At 43.7% G+C, this 17,104-nt stretch carries 14 protein-coding genes; 13 read left to right on the top strand and 1 reads right to left on the bottom strand.

Annotation, left to right across the window (positions count from 1 at the left end; genetic code table 11):
- The first annotated feature begins 88 nt into the window (after positions 1–88).
- Both HXT39_RS05385 and HXT39_RS05380 read left to right on the top strand, forming a co-directional pair.
- Positions 89–799, top strand: coding sequence for a Crp/Fnr family transcriptional regulator (locus HXT39_RS05385; RefSeq protein ID WP_004110206.1), 711 nt, complete (start codon positions 89–91; stop codon positions 797–799).
- A gap of 58 nt (positions 800–857) precedes the next feature.
- The gene (locus HXT39_RS05380; protein WP_103013804.1) at positions 858–3,179 is read left to right on the top strand and encodes a transglycosylase domain-containing protein; all 2,322 of its coding nucleotides are present in this window, start codon (positions 858–860) and stop codon (positions 3,177–3,179) included.
- Between the two features lie 143 nt (positions 3,180–3,322).
- Here HXT39_RS05380 and HXT39_RS05375 read toward each other — a convergent pair whose 3' ends face one another.
- Complete coding sequence (locus tag HXT39_RS05375; protein WP_103013805.1) at positions 3,323–4,477, bottom strand: quinone-dependent dihydroorotate dehydrogenase; 1,155 nt, start codon at positions 4,475–4,477, stop codon at positions 3,323–3,325.
- 203 nt (positions 4,478–4,680) lie between these two features.
- Between HXT39_RS05375 and HXT39_RS05370 the strand changes: the two genes are divergently transcribed.
- The 11 genes from HXT39_RS05370 to HXT39_RS05320 all read left to right on the top strand — a co-directional run bounded on the left by HXT39_RS05370 (position 4,681) and on the right by HXT39_RS05320 (position 16,943).
- Positions 4,681–5,538, top strand: coding sequence for a DeoR/GlpR family DNA-binding transcription regulator (locus HXT39_RS05370; protein WP_064621441.1), 858 nt, complete (start codon positions 4,681–4,683; stop codon positions 5,536–5,538).
- 530 nt (positions 5,539–6,068) lie between these two features.
- Complete coding sequence (locus HXT39_RS05365) at positions 6,069–6,623, top strand: peptidase (protein ID WP_103013806.1); 555 nt, start codon at positions 6,069–6,071, stop codon at positions 6,621–6,623.
- Positions 6,624–7,035: 412 nt separating this feature from the next.
- Positions 7,036–7,332, top strand: coding sequence for a 30S ribosomal protein S6 (gene rpsF / locus HXT39_RS05360; protein ID WP_004574062.1), 297 nt, complete (start codon positions 7,036–7,038; stop codon positions 7,330–7,332).
- Positions 7,333–7,482: 150 nt separating this feature from the next.
- Entirely contained in the window at positions 7,483–8,064 is a 582-nt protein-coding gene (locus HXT39_RS05355) for a single-stranded DNA-binding protein (RefSeq protein WP_103013807.1), read from the top strand.
- Between the two features lie 135 nt (positions 8,065–8,199).
- The gene (gene rpsR, locus HXT39_RS05350) at positions 8,200–8,448 is read left to right on the top strand and encodes a 30S ribosomal protein S18 (RefSeq protein ID WP_004105399.1); all 249 of its coding nucleotides are present in this window, start codon (positions 8,200–8,202) and stop codon (positions 8,446–8,448) included.
- 16 nt (positions 8,449–8,464) lie between these two features.
- Entirely contained in the window at positions 8,465–8,911 is a 447-nt protein-coding gene (gene rplI, locus HXT39_RS05345; protein WP_004110231.1) for a 50S ribosomal protein L9, read from the top strand.
- 279 nt (positions 8,912–9,190) lie between these two features.
- Positions 9,191–10,393, top strand: a complete 1,203-nt coding sequence (gene mvk, locus HXT39_RS05340; RefSeq protein WP_064621448.1) for a mevalonate kinase — start codon at positions 9,191–9,193, stop codon at positions 10,391–10,393.
- A 135-nt stretch (positions 10,394–10,528) separates the two neighbouring features.
- On the top strand, positions 10,529–11,626 hold the full coding sequence (gene mvaD, locus HXT39_RS05335) for a diphosphomevalonate decarboxylase (protein WP_103013808.1): 1,098 nt from the start codon (positions 10,529–10,531) through the stop codon (positions 11,624–11,626).
- A gap of 9 nt (positions 11,627–11,635) precedes the next feature.
- Positions 11,636–13,975: a type 2 isopentenyl-diphosphate Delta-isomerase gene (fni, locus tag HXT39_RS05330; protein WP_102703365.1), complete on the top strand. Its 2,340-nt coding sequence runs from the start codon at positions 11,636–11,638 to the stop codon at positions 13,973–13,975.
- Positions 13,976–14,103: 128 nt separating this feature from the next.
- Positions 14,104–14,298, top strand: coding sequence for a 50S ribosomal protein L28 (rpmB, locus tag HXT39_RS05325; protein ID WP_012913853.1), 195 nt, complete (start codon positions 14,104–14,106; stop codon positions 14,296–14,298).
- Between the two features lie 233 nt (positions 14,299–14,531).
- A complete protein-coding gene (locus tag HXT39_RS05320) occupies positions 14,532–16,943 on the top strand; it encodes an ATP-dependent DNA helicase RecG (RefSeq protein ID WP_103013809.1) in 2,412 nt (803 codons plus the stop codon).
- Positions 16,944–17,104 lie beyond the last annotated feature (161 nt).

The following is a 17,104-nucleotide window of genomic DNA, read 5'->3' as shown; positions in this document are numbered from 1 at the left end:
GCGTTTTTCGTTTGCGTTTGTGCTCATTTACATACAGGTAGTTCAATGGAGATATCTACTTATTGCTTAATGAAGGGGTAGAGCAGCAATGGCAACACTCAACGTTGACAGCGATGAATTTTCACTGCAACATACCGCATTGTTTAAGCAAGTTCCAGCTGATCAAGTAAAAGAATTGATGCAGTATTTACAAGAATCAACATTTAAAAAAGGTTCTGCAATTTTTAATGAAGGCGATACTGACCATCGAATGTACTTGCTTGAGCGTGGAAGAGTAAAATTAGTTCGTCATTCAAACGACAATCGTGTGCAATTGTTAAGTATTCACACTCCTGGCGAAATTCTAGGCGAAATTCCCGTTTTTGACCCTAGCGGCGGTCCTCGTACAGCTTCAGCAATATCTATTACCAACAATACTAGAGTTTTATGGCTAGAAAATGACGTGTTATTCCATTGGTTAAACAATCACCCTAGTGTTGCAGTAGATATGCTTCAAGTGCTTGCAGCGCGCATGCGAGCAAATAATGAGCGAATTTCCGATTTAGTTTTTATGGATGTTCCTGCTCGTTTAGCAAAGACTTTGCTGAATTTAGCTTCAAGATTTGGTGAGCCTATGAGCGATGGCTTGCTTGTTCCGCATGATTTAACGCAAGAAGAGCTTGCGCAACTTGTTGGCTCGTCACGCGAAACAGTTAACAAAGCGCTTATGGATTTTGCAAACAGGGGTTGGATTATGCGCCAAGGCAGGTCAATTATTATCTACAAGCCTGGCATGCTTATTCGTCGAGCTGAACGTTAAAATGCGAATGTTTATGATGTCAGTTTTCAAGTAGAGGCAAACCTTTAAAATAGTACGCATGCCGAAAAAGAATTCACTGACTGTTCGCCGTGTGTTAGCACTGTTCCTTACCTACATCACTTTGTGTGTTGCAGGAGGTATTGCAGCAAGTATTATGTTTGTTCCTGGCGTAATGAGCGTGAATAGTGTAGTGAAAACAGTAGTGCCTTCACTTCGCGTTGACGGCATCGATTTTGATGTTACCGCGTTGCCGCAAAAATCGCGACTTTACGCTTCTGATGGCAAAACTATTATTGCAACTTTTTATGCTCAAAATCGCACTGTAGTGCCGCTTCGACGCATATCGCAATATATGCAGCGAGCAATGGTTGCTCGTGAAGACCGTCGATTCTTTGAGCATTCCGGCGTAGATATGCAAGGTGTTATTCGCGCATTCGTGCAAACATTCGTTAAAAAGGGAGATATGCAAGGTGGCTCTTCCTTAACTCAGCAATATGTAAAAAATGTGCTTATGATTAAAGCTCGCGAAAATAACGATCCTTTAGCTGAGTATCACGCTTCTGAAGGCACTATTGCACGTAAATTACGCGAAATGCTTATTGCAATTCAAATGGAGAAAAAATACTCTAAACTTGAGATTTTGCAGGGATATTTAAATATTGCGCAGTTCGGTAGCAATAATATTTACGGCGTAGAAACTGCAGCTCATCGCTACTTCAATACGAGTGCTGCAAAACTTAATCTTGTGCAATCGGCAACTATTGCTGCAATTACAAAGAATCCTTCGCGTTACGATCCTTCTATTGAAGCAAATCAGCCTGAAGCGCAAAAGCAGCGCAATATTGTGCTTGATTTAATGCTTCGTCAAGGTTTTATTACTAAGAGCGAGCATGATTCCGCTGTTGCTATTCCTCTTAAAAGCACTCTTAACATACAGAGGGAAGTCTCTAAGATTGGATGCCAGGCTGCAGGAGATGCAGCATTCTTCTGCGATTATGTGACGAAGAAAATTTTGCACTCTCGCGAGTTTGGTAAAACTGCTGCCATGCGCGAGAAGTTGCTTACTGAGGGTGGTCTTGATATTTACACAACTATGGATTTGCGTGCTAGTAAGGCTGCTATGAAAGCTGCTAGGGATACGATTCCTGTAAATGATAAGAGCGGTTTTGAGGTTTCAATTGCGGCAATTAAGCCTGGAACTGGTGAAGTTTTGGCGTTTGGTAGCAATCGTATTTATGATGCTACGGATGCTGCAAAATCAGATCCTACGCATACGGCTTTGAACTACGCTGTCGATGAACGAGATGGTGGCGGTCTCGGTTGGCAAATTGGTTCTACTTGGAAGCCAATTAATATGGTTGCGTGGATGCTTGCTGGAAAGTCAATTAATCAGCCTCTTCGCACTTCTATGCTTTATAATAATGCTGATTTTAATTGCAGCAAATTCCGCGGAGTTGGTAGTTGGTCAGTTCAAAACTCTGGTGGTGGCACAACTAATCCGGAAACTCCTTTGCAAGGTCTTGTGCGCTCGCATAACACCACTCAGGCTTCTATGGCTCAGCAAATTAAGCTGTGTTCAATCGCGGATGCTGCTCGCATACTTGGCTACCACAATTCGCCTCTTGGTCAGGAAAGCGTGTATTCTGCTAACTCGCTTAATCCGCCTATGACGATTGGTTCTGTGCAAGCTTCGCCTTTAACTGTGGCGAATGTGTATGCAACTATTGGTGCTGATGGCGTGGCATGTGATCCTATTGCTATTAAGCGAGTTGTTGACAAAAACGGTAAGCGTTTGAAAGTTCCTAGTGCGCATTGCCATCAAGCAATTCCAAAGGGAATCGCTCAAACTGCTGCTTATGCGCTGAATCAGGGTGTTGTGCAACCTGGTGGCGAGGCTTCAACTACACAACTTGATGGCGGTCGCAAGACTTTCGCAAAAACTGGTACTAACGAGCAGTACTACATGACTACAGCTGGTTTTGTGCCGTATCAAGTTGCTTCGTTTGTGGCAGTTGGTAACGCTGAATCACAGAAAAGCTTTAATGGCATGACTATTAACGGTCGCACAATGGCAGCTTGGTACGGTATGTATATTGCAACCCCAGCGTGGAAACAGTTTATGAACGACTATTTGAAAGCTGCTAACATTCCTGTTGACAACGATTATGGCAAGCCTGATCCAAAGTATACTGCCGGTGGAACTCTGCCCGGCACGCCTAAAAATACTGTTAAAACTGATCAGCAGAAGCGAGATGAAGACGCCAGAAAGCAGGCAGCACAAGAACAGCAGGAAGAAGCTAAGACGCAAAAGAACACGCAAGATCAGTACGGCACTGCTCGCCGCGACGACTATGGTGATTCAGAAACTGATAATTACTAAATGGTATTTGTTAACTCGTAATTGCTAGTTAACTTACTAAATACTAAGTTGTTTTGTGCTGTTCCTTATACAAATAAACCCTTACTTATGCTACTTGATTGTGAGCAAAGTAAGGGTCATTTTTAGCGCAAATACGCACTGTGCTAGTTCAAATCCGCACCAACTGCGTCTGCAACATGCTCAAAGCCGTCGCGCTTCAAAAGATCCGCAAGTCCGCGTTTCAGCGTCGTAATTTGTTGCGGTCCTCTGTACATAAGTGACGTAATAAACATAACCAAGTCAGCGCCTGAGCGAATCTTCTCATATGCTTGCTTTGGCGTAAATACTCCGCCAATGCCTGCAATAGCAAAACGTTCACCAAAAGCTTTGCGCGTGCGTCGAATAAGATCGTTGCTTGCGCTGTAGGTAGGACCTCCAGAAAGTGCTCCTTGCCAATCTTCCGGAACATCAAGTCCTGCGCGATTCTTTTGCAAGTTTGCAATACTTACTCCGTCAACTTTATGTTCGGCAAGTACGTCAAGCAGAGATTTGAACTGTTCCCAACCGCCGTGTAAATTAAGCGGCATCTTAACTAACGTTGGCTGAGGTCGCTTAATAGTGTCAAGATCAGTGAATAATTTGTCAAGTGCTTCCGGCTGACTAAATGGTTCACCCACACGCGTGTTCGGGCATGAAATATTTACTTCAATTATTGAGCTTTTTCCGGCTGCACGTTCCATAGAAATATGGTAGTCTTCAATTCCTTCTTCCAAGTCGCCAACTAAGTCGTCGTTTGTGCGCGCAATAGAAATAGACATATTCATAGATGTTGCGTGCGTCCAAGCTTTCTCGGCTCGTGCAACAACGGCTTCGCTGCCATCGTTTGCTAGTCCTGCGTGTACAAGAATAGAGTCATATTCTGGAAGGCGATGATACCAAGGTTTTTGATTTCCTTCGCATGGTCGGCTTGTGGTAGAGCCAACTGTTTCAAATCCAAAGCCGGCGTTGTCTAGCACGGTTGCCATTTGGCAATTTTTATCTAGTCCTGCACTTAAGCCAAACGGGTTTGCAAAATTCACACCCATAACGTTAGTTTCTAGCACCGGGTCTGTGTAGTTAAGCATTTCGCGAAGAAGCCACATTAACCCAGGAGTGCGCTCGCTAAATTTGCAAAAATTAATCATGCGATCATGCGCTTCGTCTGGAGGAATGTTAAAAACGAAATGCGGTTTAATAATGTGTTTGTATGAGAATGTAAAAAGGTCTGTCGTTGTTTTATTGACGACATTGTGCAATGAGTGTTCAGAAACGTAATACATATTTATATAGTAGGGCATTATTGTTATATACGCCATTCCTTAGTGTATTTTGTGCGTTTTCTTCCTTAGTACGCGTTCGTTTTTGTGCGATTTTTCACAAAACCTGCTTTACTTGACAACAAAATGTGCGTTCTTTTCGTTTTAATGCCCTGAAACGCTCAATTACGTTTGTTTTTTGCGTTTACGTGTGCGATAATGTTCGTATGATTTCTTCACAGCGTCAACATTTGATTTTAAGTCGTCTCCGTACGCGCGGTGCTGTTCGCATTACTGCGCTTTCTAAAGAACTGAACGTTTCTGCTATGACGGTTCGCAGGGATATCGCAGAGCTTTCGGATCGTGGGCTTTTAAAGCGCGTTCACGGCGGTGCTGTAACGACTAATACTCTGCTTTCGGAGCCGCTGTTTTCTGTAAAGTCGCAAATGGACATTGGTTTGAAGGATGCGATTGCGCGTTTGGCTGTGGACTATGTTTCTCCTGGGGATGTGATTGCTATTGGCGGCGGTACCACTGCTTATGTGTTTGCGCAGCATTTGCTCGAGTCTCGCAGGGCTTCTGGCATTACGATTTTGACTAATTCGATTCCTGTTGCGGAGCTTGTGCAAGCTTTAGAGTCGAAGGATGTCGAGGTTATTGTTACCGGCGGCGTGATTACGCGTTCCAATTCGCTTGTTGGGCCTATTGCAGATAAAGTTGTTGCTTCTCTTCGTGTGAATACCGTTTTTCTTGGCACGCATTCTGTGTCTCTTCCTCGCGGATTCCTTATGCCAAATTCTTTGGAAGCTGCTACTGATATGGCGTTAATGGATATTGCGGATCGCACGATTATTTTGACGGATCATACTAAATGGAGTTGTACGTCGCTTTCGCTATTTGCTCGTTTTGATCAGGTTGATACTGTTATTACCGACGATGGTTTGGATGCTGATTCTCAGCTTCGCACGCGTGAGCTTGTAAAGGATTTGGTTTTGGCACCTGTTATTGACGAGCGAGATGTTCTTGATGCATCTAATGGTGACGATTTAGCGAATTCTGAAGATTCTGACGATTTGCTTGATTAGTATTTTGCAAGTATTTTTGCAAAGTTTGATTTTGCGCGCTGATGATTTTAATGCCCGAGTGAGTTATTTACTCGGGCATTTTGTTCTTGCTGTTTGGTTTGGTTTCAAGTGTGCCGATGTTTAAACAAATTTTGCTATGTTTAAATAAAGCGTGCCGATGGTTAAATATTGCGTTTTTTGTTGTTTTATAAGGCTGTTAGAGAAATCACAAAACTCAAACCTTAAAGAAAGCTGAAAAAATGTTAAAAAAATCCAGTATATGGCGTGTCGTGTAATTTTTATCAAAAAATACAGAAAAATGCCGTAAATATTTCTGCTTTTTAATGAATATAACGAATATTTATCAAGATTTTTTGTATTTTTGATGCTGAGAAACCTGAATTTTAGTGTTGAGTTTTCTGAGAGCTTGCGGTAAGTTTTAACTCAGTTACCGGTTGAATCCCTAGTTCACTGGTACGAGCGGGAAACCGCAAATGGCAAATTTTTCTTCGCATACCCTAGTGCGAAGGAGAAGAAGAAAGGAAAATATTATGTTGAATAAGAAGGCTATCGCCGCATTCGCTGCTGGCGCCACCCTCCTCTCTGGTTTCGCTTTTGCTGTCCCAGCAATGGCTGAGGCTCCTGCTGCTCCTGCAGCTCCTGCAGCTCCTGCAGCTCCTGCTGCTCCTGCAGCTCCTGCAGCTCCTGCTGAACCTACTTATAATAAGTCATTCTATAAGACTGAAGACGCTGGAGAGCTTGATGCTCGTTTGGCTAAGGAGAAGGCTGATAAGGAAGCTAAGGCTAAGGCTGAAGACGAGAATGATAAGTATGAGCATTCTCCATTTGGCAATAAGGACATGGATTACGCGAAGTGTGTGAAGCTTTACGGTAAGGATTCTCTCGAGTGCAAGGCTGTCGCTGACTACCTCAAGCGTCATGGTCAGAAGGTTGATGACAAGGCTAACGACAAGAAGTCTGATAAGAAGTCTGAAGCTAAGAAGGCTGCTCCATTGGCTAAGACCGGTGCTGCTGTAGCTTTGGCTGCTGTTGCTGCTTCTGTGCTTGCTGGCATGGGTGCTGCTCTTCGCAAGATCCGTCACTAAGCTGAAATCTGATTCAGTGATGAATCATTTGGGCTTTAGCTTATTGGTTGATCGTTGAGTCGGTTTTTCTGTGAATTACTTAGTCTAGTGTGCTGAAAGGTGCGCTAGACTAAGTTTTTTTATGACAATTTTGTGCTCTGCACGCTCGTGTTCACGTCTTCGTCCTCTTTTTACGCAACTGTAAAGTTTCTGTCGTTATTTGCTGGTTTCGCGGCTTTTTCTTTACGCTGCTGTAAAGTTTCTGCCGCCTGACACCATCGTTTAAGCGCGTAACTCTCGTCGTCATGAGCGTGCTGTAAAATAGCAAAGTTGTGTGCGGTTTTGGTGCTTATCATCAAACATATCGCGCATATTTTGCAAACACACTCCTGCTGTGGAAGGTCCACAGCCGATAGTCCGAAGGAGGTGGGTGATGTCTGCACATAAGTATGAACTGATGTTCATTGCAAATCCTGAGCTGGATGAGCACGGTCTTAAGAAGTTGACCGAGCAGTATCTTGAGCTTGTCACCAACGAGGGCGGTTCCGTTGACGGCACCGATTACTGGGGTCGCCGCAAGTTTGCCTACGAAATTGAAGGCAAAACCGAAGGTAACTACGTTGTGGTGAACTACACTGCCGAGCCATCTGTAAGTGACGAACTTGACCGTGTTTTGAACCTTAATGAATCTGTAATCCGCACGAAGATTCTTCGCAAGGACGCTAAGTAAAAACTAGCAAAACTAAGTAAGCTCTAGTGAATTAAATAAAAACTAGTTAAGCTAAATAAATACGTAAACAACCGCGCATAAGTTGCGCACAAAATTGCCAGTAATCACTGATATGTGATTACGAGTAAAGCGAGAAAGAAAAGGCACGATATGGCAGGTGAAACGATTATTACCGTCGTGGGAAATCTCACTTCGGATCCTGAATTAAGGGCACTTTCCAACGGTGCTTCTGTTGCGAGCTTTACCATTGCATCCACACCTAGAACGTTTAATCGTAATACGAATCAGTTCGAGGATGGGCCTGCGTTATTTATGCGTTGCTCAGCGTGGAGAGACTTGGCAGAACATTGTGCAAACAGCCTTTCTAAAGGCACGCGCGTGATTGCTCAGGGCAGGTTGTCGCAGCGTTCGTATCAAGCGCAAGACGGCTCGAATCGCACAGTTGTTGAACTTACGGTTGACGAAATTGGTCCATCTTTGCGTTATGCAACTGCGCAAGTTAACCGCCAAAGCTCTTCAACAGGTTTTGCTGGTGGCTCGCGCGTATCAAATGCTGCTGGCGTAGGTTATGCTGGCGGAGCAAATTATGCTGCTAGCCAGGCTGCTTCTCAGCATGCTGCAAGTTCTTCAGCGGCTGATCCGTGGAGTGCTGCTGCGCCAACAAACGATAGTTTTTCAACTTTCGGTGCTAATTCTGATTTTGGCGGCGATTCTGAAGAACCTGAGTTCTAGCGTTTTAGTTGAGCTATAGATAGCGTATTTATTTGTTTATTTATGCACTTATTTACGCGCTTACTTAATCCTTATAAATACATCATCAGTTACATGTTATGCAAAAAGCATAACGGATTTGAGAGAGGACATCTTATGTCACGCAAAAGGCCGCAACCACCGGTCAAGCCTTTCAAGAAGAAGCCAAATCCTTTGAAGGCTGCCAAGATTACTGAAATTGATTATAAAGACGTTGCTTTGCTGCGCAAGTTCGTTTCTGACCGCGGCAAGATTCGTTCCCGTCGTATCACCGGCGTAACCGTGCAGGAACAGCGCAAGATCGCGAAGGCAGTGAAGAATGCTCGCGAAATGGCTTTGCTTCCTTACGCCACTACCGGTCGCTGATTGAGAGGATAGGAATATGGCTGAAACCAAGGTTATTCTTACCAAGACTGTTGCCAACCTCGGTCACTCTGGTGACGTTGTTGAAGTTAAGGCTGGTTATGCTCGCAACTACCTGATTCCTCAGGGTCTTGCTTTTGCATGGAACAAGGGTGCTGCTTCCCAGATTGAAGCAATGCGTCGCGCTCGTCTTGCCAAGGCTGTTGCCACTCGTGAAGAGGCAGTTGCAGCTAAGGCTCAGATTGAAGGCACCGTTGTGGAGCTTTCTGCTAAGGTTTCCGAATCCGGCAAGCTTTTCGGTGGCATTTCTGCTGAGAAGATTGCTGCCGCTTTGGCTTCCAAGGCTCAAGTTGAGGCTCGCGCAATTAAGGTTGCTACTATTAAGACCACTGGTGAGTTCCCAGCAACAGTAACGTTGCATCCGGAAATCACCGCTTCCTTCACTGTTAAGGTTGTGGCTGAGTAAGTAGCTTTGTGAATTTTACAAAACATGTTGCAGCGAGCAGATTCTTGCTTTTAGTGGTTTTCTGCTTGTAATACATGTGGATTGAACTTAAGCATTAGCTCTGCGTTTGCGTTGTATTGAGTTTTCTCATTGCGATGCTGCGCAGAGTTTTTTTATGCTGCAATATTTTGAAAATGTGAATGTGTTGTAAGTGTCACGTGCGTAACGTAGTTTTTTAAGTTTTACTCGACTAAATTAGAACAGTTGGAAAATTACGAAATTATCAAGGAGATGCAAACTGTGCTGGAAAGCAAATATGAACTGGCCGACGAGTTTAGTATGAACGCAAAAGCGCAAGATGCCAGCATATCTGCTATTCGCAATGACGAAGAGTATGCTTGTAAAAATTCCGCAATTACACCTTCCGCAATTACGAATCTCGAAAACGCAATAAAATACAGCAATCACAAAGGATACGGCGAAACTTGCGCGAAGGTTATTCTTTTTGGCGAACATTCCGTGGTTTATGGTCATTCTGCAATAGCTTTGCCGCTTAAAAACTTGCGTATGCGCGCTGTAGTAACTAATTGCAATGAATCTTTAGTACCTGTATCGTGTAAATCTTTATCTTCTGCTTCGTGTGAATCTTTAGCATCTGCATCACGCGAATCTTTAGCATCTACGACGAATCTCGATTCACATATAACTCTTTCGTGCCTTGACTTTACTGGCAAACTTTCCGAAATTCCTACGCGCTTTAATAGCATACGAACAGCAATTCGCGCGTCGCTGGAGTTTGCAGGGTGGAGCGGTGAGAATTTGCACATTTTTACCGAGTCTGATTTTCCAGCAGAACGAGGTCTTGGCTCGTCTGCGGCTGCTGCTGGTGCTATAATTCGTGCGATTCTTGACTATTATGGCGTTTCAGCTAGCGATGATGAGATTTTTAAGTTGACGCAGACTGCTGAGTGCGTGGCTCACGGACGTTCTTCAGGCTTGGATGCCACTGCAACCGCTGCTTCCTGGCCTGTGCGTTTTAGTCGTGGCTGTTTTGATCGCATGGAAATTAACATGCGTGCGTGGCTTGTTTTGGCGGATTCTGGATGCAAAGGAATGACTCGCGAAACAGTTGAAGCTTTGCGTTCTCGTTTAGAATCGAATCCTGTTGAAGTTGGAGCGCAGCTCAATAAATTGGGGGAGATTGCGGCTGTTGCAGAAGATGATTTGGCGTTTGGTCGTATTGAAAATATGGGTAAGCAAATGACTTTCGCACACCGTATTTTGGCGGATTTGGGCGTAAGTACTGCGAAACTTGACACTTTGGTAGATGCTGCTTGCAAACATGGCGCGTTGGGTGCAAAACTTACTGGCGGAGGTGGTGGAGGATGTGTCATTGCGCTGGCTGATAGTGAGGATGCTGCTAAGCGAGTGAGTGAAGCTTTTAAAAATGCAGGAGCTTGCGATACTTGGATTGTGAATATAGGTGATTCTGCAATAAATTGAATCTTATTTTTACTTGAAATGTAGCATAAACTTTACAGTTATTTAAAGAAAAGAAGCTTGTGCGCACTGTTTTGCTAAAACATTGACTAGCACATTAACAAACGAGAATTACGTATCTGCCGCAAAAGGAACAGTATGCAAAATGTTGAAATTCAGCCAAAAATAACGTTTGACGCTAGTCTTTCACCCAACTCAGCTTTTGCTAAAGCAAACGCGAATATTGCGCTGATTAAGTATTGGGGTAAGCGCGATGAAAAGCTGATTTTGCCTTATACTTCCTCGCTTTCGCTCACCCTTTCGGATTTGTTTACAACTACAAGCGTAAGTTTTGCGAATAATCTTGAACAAGATACTTTTACTTTAGATAATGAAAAGATTTCGCCGTCTGCAAAACCTTTTCGTCGCGTAGTCGCTATGCTCGATTTGGTGCGTGAAATTGCAGGAATTTCAACGAAAGCAAGCGTTATTTCGCATAATATTGTGCCAACTGCTGCCGGTCTTGCATCGAGCGCGTCTGGTTTTGCAGCTCTTGCGTCTGCTGCCTCGTACGCTGCTGGATTAAACCTAACTCCACGAGAACTTTCTAGACTTGCAAGATGTGGTTCTGGTTCAGCTTGTCGTTCGATTTTTGGAGGACTTTCAATTTGGCATGCAGGTTGCGACGACGAAACATCTTACGCAGAGCCTATTGAAAACGCACAAGTTGCGCTTAAAAATTTAAACCTTGCTATGATTGTTGTTACTTTGGACGATAGCAAAAAGCCGATTTCTAGCCGAGAAGCGATGCGCAGAACGGTTGAAACTTCGCCAACGTATATGCAATGGGTTGAGCAGTCGAAAGACGATCTTGAAATTGCTAAAAACGCAATTAAGCGAGCAGATATTGAGCAATTGGGTGAGGTTGTTGAACGCAATGCTTTTGGAATGCACGAAACTATGCATAATGCTGTTCCGTCGGTGAATTATTTAACTAGCAGCACGCATATTGTGCTTGAAGCGGTTAAAAATATGCGAAAAGATGGTTGGCTGGTGTGGTCTACGATGGATGCTGGTCCAAATGTGAAGGTGCTTACTTCTGGAGATGATGCTTATCGTGCGATGTGTCAGTTGCGCTCGCGAGTTGAGGATGGTTTACGTAATTCTAGCGTTTTTTGTAATACAGAATATTGCGAGCCGAAATTTGCGATTGCGCTGCCAGGTGACGCTGTGACGGTGAGTACGAGTTTAAAATAGGCGGATAATATGACTCAAGTGCGCTCTAGTGCCCCAGGAAAGCTTTATATTGCTGGCGAGTATGCTGTTGTTGACGGCTGTGCTGCAATTGTTGCTGCTGTTAATCGTTATGTAACAGTTAGCATAAGTGATGAAACCTTAAACGAAGAGTTACGCGAAAATTTGCAGAAAAATGCGCCTAGCAACAGAAATTATTGTGGTGTAATTACCTCAGATGGTGAAAAATATGAACCGCTTCTTTGGGCGCGTACATCCGACGGAAGTATTGAAATACAAAACGACGGAAAATATGCTTATGTGCTCGCTGCAATGTGCGTAGTCGACGCTTATGCTAGTGAGAAATGTGCGCCAAATATTAACCGCAAAAGTTACAATGTGCATATTTCTAGCGAACTTGATGATGCAAAAACTGGTAGAAAATACGGTCTTGGATCTTCTGCTGCAGTAACTGTTGCGGTTATTCGCGCGTTGTGCAAATGGTATGATTTGAATCTTTCGACTCCAGAAATTTGCAAGCTAGCATTGATTGCGTCGTCGAGTGTTAAAAAATCCGGAAGTGGTGGAGATGTTGCTGCCAGTTCTTATGGCGGTTGGATTATGTATCGCGCGTATAACCGCGAGTGGCTTGAAGCTGAGCTTGCGTTAGTAAAATCCGGATGCTCTGATTTCGATGAGTTGTTGCACAAAAAGTGGCCACGACTGGAAGTTAAGCGTTTAAATGTAGATAAGTCGCTAAAACTTTTAGTCGGGTGGACTGGTTCTCCTGCGTCTAGCGCAAAGCTAGTAAGTAGCGTAGAAAGTAGCGTTAAAACTAGTGCTGAAGGTAGTACGGAAAGTAGCGTCAAAACTAGTGCTTTTGACAATAAAAATCAACTTTTTACTTACGAAGATTTTTGCAAACAAAGTGAGATTTGCGTGCAAAAACTTGCGCGCGCAATTGAAAAGTTTGAAATAAGCGAAATTTCTAGCGGTTTTGCTCAAAATCGTGCGTTGTTACAAAAATTAAGTGCTCTTACTGGAACTGTTATCGAAACACATGAACTTACAAAATTTATTGAAATTGCGACTTGTGCCGGTATTCCTGCAAAAACTAGCGGCGCAGGCGGGGGAGATTGTGCAATTGCGCTGTCGACAATTTATGACAATAATGTAATTGAAACTATGAAATCTACTTGGGAAGCCAATGGAATAAAGCCATTGAATATTGATGTTACGGAAATTTTTGGAACTGGTAAGCCTTCTGAAAATATTGTATTAGACGCGTTTGTTAAGAGTCGCGAACCTAATGCACAATCTGCTCAATCTTGCACAATACAAAACCGCAAAGACGCGCATATTGCGCTTGCGGACAAGCAGTATAAAACTCGTGCAGATTCAGATTTTGACAAAGTGCGTTTTGTGCCGAATGCTTTGCCGCAAGTTGCGCTTGAAGAAATTGACGCTAGCGTGAACGTGCTAGGAAGCGAAGTATGCGATTCTGTGCATTGGTGCTCGCCGATATATATTAACGCAATGACCGGCGGAAGTGATGCTGCTAAAAAAGTGAATGCAAGTCTTGCTAGAGTTGCTGCAAAAAATTCTGTTGCTATGGCGAGTGGATCTTTGAGTGCTGCTCTTCGAGACGAAACTTTACTCAGCACTTTCAGTGTCATAAGAAGCGAAAATCCACATGGATTTGTGATGGCAAATGTTAGCGCTGGAACTAGTGCGTCTGATGCATTGCGTGCTGTAAACATGATTCATGCGAATGCGTTACAAGTGCATTTAAATGCTGCACAAGAGTTGGTTATGCAAGAAGGCGATCGCGATTTTCGAAATTGGTTGTGCAATATTGAGTCTATTGTCAGTGCGTGTGAAGCTTTAAAGGTGCCTGTGATTGTGAAGGAAACTGGATGCGGAATTTCTGCTAAAGATGTTCAGCGTCTTAAAGATGTTGGAGTGCGCACTGTAGATGTTTCTGGTCGTGGCGGAACTAATTTTGTAACGATAGAAAATGCTCGCAGGAACTTAGGCGACTGTGATTATTTGGCTGATTGGGGTCTTACTACTGTTGAGTCGCTGGTTGACATACGCAAGTGTGATTCGTTAAAAAATATGGAAGTTTTCGCAAGTGGAGGAGTTCGCACGCCTTTGGATGTTGTGCGCGCGTTGGCTTTGGGTGCTTCTGCAGTTGGTGTCGCTGGCGAGTTTTTGCATACGCTTATGCATGAAGGTGAGGATGCGCTTTCTTTGCAAATTGATAACTGGAAGAAGCAAATTAGGGTGATTATGGCTCTTCTTGGATGCAAGACAGTCAAGGATTTACAAGAAAAGACTGAGTTCGTGCGCGCGGATTGTCTTGGTAAGTGATATACTTGTGTAGTTGTGCGTTCAAGCGTGCTTATTTGTTTATGCAATGTGCGTAAGTAATTTGCGTAAGTAGTTCGTGTGTTTGAATGACGCAAGACTTGCAAGTCAAAGAAAATAGGAGTCCAATTATGGCAGCTCGTTGCGCAGTATGTGGCAAGGGACCTCAGACTGGTTTCACTGTTTCACATTCGCATATCCGCAATAAGCGCACCTTCCGCCCGAACCTTCAGCCGGTTCGCACCACCATTGATGGCGAGAACGTTCGCCTTCGTGTGTGCGTGAAATGCATTAAGGCTGGCAAGGTTCAGCGCGTTGAGGCGTGATTCGCGCATTGTATTGCGTTTAAATTGTAAGGCCCTGAGTGTTGCTCGGGGCTTTTTTGTATTTGCGTATTTTCGTTGCGCTCGCGTTTCCTCGCGTTTGGAGGGTTTGGTCTGGTGTATCGCTCCAAATGTGCGCAACTTTCCTCGTGTTTGGAGGGTTTAACGCGCCATATCGCTCCAAACGTGCGCAACTTTCTTCGCGTTTGGAGCGCGCTTAAGCAAATGCTTTGCGGATGATTTATAATCGAAATATGCTAAATACGCCCACGAACTCAGCCAAAATGCATACTTCGCTTTGTGCAATAATCAGCAATAAGCGACGCGTTTCTGCATTAAAATCTTTGGGCATAGTCACAGTCAAAGACGCGCTAACTTACTACCCATTTAGAGTCACAAGTCCACTGAGAATTGCGAACTTAAAAGATGTAAAAATTGGCGAAGAAGTGGCTTTCTATGCGCAAGTTCAGTCAATTAACGTTGTGCCTATGAACGCTCGTCGCGGTTTTAGAATCGAAATTAACGTTTTGCAAGATATGCAAGTGGTAGCTCAGCTTATTTATTTTTCTAAAAATCGTCAATACGCTCAGTGGCTTTCCGCAAAGATGCATGTTGGCGAAATGGTTGTTGTTGGCGGCATGTCTAGCGCTTTTAATGGTAAATTGCAATTTACGCATCCTCAAATTCTTACTGTATCTGCTGCAGAAGAAAGCGATAGCTTGCATCAATCTCGCGATACTGTAAGAAGCGTGGAAGATGGTTTGGCGCGTATGAGCGCTCCTATGCCCGTGTATCATGCAAATTCGCGAATCTCTAGTGAGCATATTCACGAAACAATACTTTCTATGCTGTCTGCACTTTCTGAAGATTCTGCATCTTCCGCATCTTCCGCAGCTTGCGCTACTGAATCCCTGCAAATCCCAAATATTACGCCTGAATCAGTGCTAAAAAAACGTAACCTCATGACTAGAGCGTCAGCAATATACTCAATTCATAATCCGCAATCAGTTGACGAATTTTATAAAGCTGTTGACTCGTTGCGCTATGAAGAAGCTTTTATTTCCCAAGTAGCTGTATTGCGATCTCGTGAAGATTCTAAAGATAATCAAGCAAAATCTTGTAATAATTCTCTTATAAGAAATGAATTTGTGGAAAGTTTGCCGTTTGAGCTTACTGCAGGTCAAAAAGATGTAATTGATGAGATTGTACGTGACATGCGTGAGCACCATCCGATGCGTCGCTTGCTTCAAGGTGAAGTTGGTTCCGGAAAAACAGTTGTTGCGCTCGCTGCAATGCTCGAGGCAGTTGGATCAGGCTATCAGGCTGTGCTTGTGGCTCCTACTCAAGTTCTGGCGTCTCAACATGCCGAAAATTTGCGCCAAATGATTGCGCGCGCGAATCTAAAAGTGCCTGTAATCGTCGTAACTGGCGGCATGAGACTTGCGGATCGCAGACGTGCGCTAGCGAGTGTGGCAAGTGGAGAGCCTTCGCTTATTGTTGCAACTCATGCAGCGTTCTCGTCGACTTTTAAGCCGACTAATTTAGCTTTGGTAATTATTGACGAGCAACATCGTTTTGGTGTTGAGCAGCGCGATGTTTTGTTGCGCAAAATGAGCGTAGATTCGCATAATAGTGCTGAAAAGTCTTTTACACCGCATCTTTTAGTAATGACTGCAACGCCTATTCCGCGCTCTGCTGCTATGACGTGGTTCGGTGATTTGGATGCTTCGTATTTAACTGAACTGCCTGGAGGTAGAAAACCTATTCGCACTTTTGTTGTGCAAGAATCGGATGCGAATACTATGGCGAGAATGTTTGCGCATATTCGTGCTCGCATTGATGCAGGTGAGCGTGCGTATGTTGTTTGCGCGCATATTGATGATGATTTTAATGAGGATTCTGGTAGGGATTCTGGTAGTGCTTCTGTTAGTAATTTTGGTAGGGATTTTGATAGCGATGAATCTGAAGGTTTTGAAGATGTTTCGCAATCTGTGCAATCTAATCAATCTGAAGAAAATAACGCAGATTCTTTGCGCAAACTTCATACAGTTAACGGCATTTTGAAGCGGCTTTCAGCTTTGCCGCAATTTAAAGGCGTTACTTTTGCTAAGCTTACTGGTCGCGACGATGATGCTACGAAACGCGAAACGATGGAACGTTTTGCGCGCGGAGATGTGCAAGTTCTTGTAGCTACAACGGTTATTGAGGTCGGTGTTGATGTGCCTCAAGCGAGTTGCATTGTGATTTTTGACGCGGATCGTTTTGGTCTTGCGCAATTGCATCAGTTGCGTGGACGTGTTGGGCGTGGTGGCACGAATTCTTGGGCATTTTTGGTTGCGCAAACTGAGGATGGAAGTCTTGCTCAAGAACGTTTGCAAGTTGTTGAAAATTCGCTAGATGGTGCCGTAATTGCTAAGAAAGATTTGGAATTGCGCAATGTTGGCGATGTTCTTGGCGATAAGCAGTCGGGTGGTCGCTCGAGTTTGAAGATTTTGCGAGTTGTTAAGGATGCAAAGATTATCGCTATGGCTCGTGAAGATGCGTTGGAGACTTTGCAAAAAGACACTCATCTTGTTTCGTTGCCGTATCTTGCAGGTGCAGTGCTTGATTTTACGAGAGGTGGAAGTGCGCAAATCGTAAGCAATTAAAATTCTAAAGTTCTGAATTTGCGCGCAAAATATCTTATAAAGATTACAATATTGTATGAATAAATTATCCTATAAAAAAAGTATAAAGAAAAAATTATTGCATATTTATGCACTTAATTTAGTAAAAAATACGGTAAGAAACTATTTTTAATTGATAATTA

Origin of the sequence: Gardnerella sp. DNF01159 (assembly GCF_049244215.1) — a bacterium.
GTDB lineage: Bacteria > Actinomycetota > Actinomycetes > Actinomycetales > Bifidobacteriaceae > Bifidobacterium > Bifidobacterium swidsinskii.
This window is presented reverse-complemented; position numbering and strand designations above follow the sequence as displayed.